The organism is Dokdonella sp., from assembly GCF_049593775.1.
Classification (GTDB): Bacteria; Pseudomonadota; Gammaproteobacteria; order Xanthomonadales; family Rhodanobacteraceae; genus Dokdonella.
Map to the genome: position 1 here is coordinate 1 of NZ_JBAWHJ010000225.1, position 1,566 is coordinate 1,566.

Genomic DNA, 1,566 nt, shown 5'->3' on the forward strand with positions numbered 1-1,566 from the left:
GTCATCCAGGTCTTGTGCGCAGTCACCGAGCTGAAGCCGGAAAACACGATCGGCAGCCAGTAGCTGCCAAACAACATGACAAGCAGTCGCAAAGCCGGATCGGCAATCGGCTCAAAGCGATGCCGCAACAGGAGCACGATTCCTACAATGGCGCCAATCAGGATTCCGAGTTCGGAAGTCCGGCCGATCGGCAACAGGACAAGTACACCCAGCACGACCAGCAAGGCGGCAATTTCGCTGCGCCCCATCCGTCCAACTGCCTTCATCGATCGCTGCGCCGACGCCGTGGTTGGCTGGCCAACTCGCCGTAGAGCTGCAAGGTGGCTTCCTGCATGTCCGCCAGCCGGTAGCGTGTCAATGGCTGAATGGCAGGCGCAGCACGCATCAGTTCGGCCGCCCGCTCGGCCAGCCGGGCGCGGTCACCCGGAGGCACGCGACCGGCAGGATAGAGATCGGTCAGCAACTCACCGACGCCACCATGCGCATAGCCAAGCACAGGGCGACACAGCGACAAGGCTTCGATCACGGTACGTCCGAATGATTCTCGCTGTGTGCTCAGCTGCAGAATCAGGGTCGACACCGCCATCACCTCGCGCACGTCATCCCGCGGAGGCGTGATCACGACGTGCTGGTCGACATTGAAGTTCCTTGCCAGGGATTCGAGCTCCTCGACGTAGGCTTCACGCCCCGGTTCGCGGGCACCGAGCAGGAGCAGACGCGCATCGACACCGCGAACCTTGAGGTCTGCCAGTAGCTCAATCGCATCCGTGTGTCCCTTCAGTCTCGTGCCCCGGGCCGGCAAGGTCAGCAAGGGCGCGCCATCGAGCTGGGGAAACTCCTCGAAGAAGCGCGTCCGCCACTCGTCTTCAGGCTGGTGACCGAACGGAAACTCGGCCGCATCCACACCGCGCGGAATCAGCACCAGACGGGACGGATTGGTACCCCGGTAGTGACGCAGCACATGATCGCGAACCAGGTTTGAAACACAGATGATCCGATCGCTGCGCGCCATGATGCCGCTATACCATCCAGGCGAATTGAGCCCGTGTACGGTGGTGACGAAATGAGGCCGCGGTGGCCCAAGGCCGCGCAACGCATGCCAGCCCAGCCACGCAGGCAGGCGCGAACGTGCATGCACGATGTCGGCCTTGGTCTCGGCGAGAATCGCCCGAAGCCTGGGCACAAGGGTCAATGTCTTCAGTGATTTCCTGCCGATCGGCAGTTCGATATGCCGGCTGCCCTCGCGAACCAGTTGCTCGACCAGGCGACCACCTGCGGAAACGACGATCGAGGTGTGGCCAGCCTCAACCAGTGCACGACCGATCTCCAGAGTCGAACGCTCGGCGCCACCGGACTCCAGCGCCGGCACCAACTGGACGACGCTGAGGTGCCTGGTTGTCACATTGGAACCTATATCGGACAAAAAAGCCTCGGCGTGAGTGGTGGATTCAGTCCTGCATGCAGGCTCAATTTTCGAGGATGTACTCGGCACCACAATAGGGGCATTTGGCCGATCCGCCCTGCTCCTCGATCGGCAGGAAAACCTTTGGATGCGAGTTCCACAGC

2 protein-coding genes and 1 pseudogene are annotated in these 1,566 nt (G+C 61.9%); all 3 read right to left on the bottom strand.

Going from position 1 to position 1,566, the window contains the following annotated elements:
• Window positions 1-248: pseudogene (locus WBP53_RS08080) on the bottom strand (hypothetical protein); the annotation flags it as partial.
• 14 nt (window positions 249-262) lie between these two features.
• Window positions 263-1,402: a glycosyltransferase gene (locus WBP53_RS08085; protein ID WP_423927722.1), complete on the bottom strand. Its 1,140-nt coding sequence runs from the start codon at window positions 1,400-1,402 to the stop codon at window positions 263-265.
• 64 nt (window positions 1,403-1,466) lie between these two features.
• On the bottom strand, window positions 1,467-1,566 hold a 100-nt coding region (locus tag WBP53_RS08090), incomplete at its 5' end, for a zinc-finger domain-containing protein (protein ID WP_423927724.1).